General features: G+C 50.1%; 1 protein-coding gene. It reads right to left on the bottom strand.

What is annotated here, in order from left to right; all coding sequences use genetic code 11:
* On the bottom strand, positions 1-732 hold a 732-nt coding region (locus AC1DUO_RS25720), incomplete at its 3' end, for a helix-turn-helix domain-containing protein (protein ID WP_477989547.1).
* Positions 733-769: the final 37 nt, after the last annotated feature.

The raw sequence follows: 769 nt of genomic DNA, 5'->3' as shown, positions 1-769 counted from the left end.
CCCGTCGGCAGTACACATCAGGCGGACTTCATTTGCCCAAAGCGTCATGTCCGGTTCTTTCGGTCGGGCAATCTCGCCGTCGCATTCAGCAGCCTGTTCGTACATGCGGATGATTTTTCCCCAAATCCATTCGGCTGCGGTCAGGTCATCAGCGCTGCCCCACTTGCGTTTTTTGGCATTGAACACAACCGCTTCGGGATGAAGAGACAGAAAATTTTCATCAGTGTTGTCGTCTGGCTGCGAAGCGGCCGGACTAAGGGTTTTATTACCTTGTGGATCAGGTGTTGTAGTTACTTGTGGATCGGCTTCAAAATTTGAAGGGCTAATTGCAGTTACCGCGTTGTTATTTGAACCCTCAGATTTTGAGGCTTCAATTTTTGATACCTCAGAATCTGATGCTTCAAAATTTGAAGGGGTATCATTGGAATTTGCTTCTGCTGCTGCCTGAATCAGCTTTCCCACGTTTAGGCGGTAAATATTGCTTGTGTTGCGCCCTTTGGTTTTACGTTCCTGCACTTTTAGCCAGCCGCCAGCCTCGAGAACCTTCAATGCACTGCGAACTGTGTTCGGACTTTTGGCGCCTACCTGACGGGCAATACGCGGGATCGAAGGCCAACTAATACCGTCGTCGTTGCTGTAATCAGCAAGCCGAGACATGATTGCCACCTGCGAAATAGATAAGCCAGCCGGCGCGCATGCATCCCAAACCAGCCCCTGAAGTTTATTGCTCATCGGTCATCACCCTCTCAAACCGCGATCGGAATAACTC

The organism is Rahnella sp. P4_A8 (assembly GCF_056402435.1).
The sequence above is the reverse complement of the archived record's forward strand: the minus strand, read 5'-3'. Positions and strand labels throughout refer to the sequence as shown.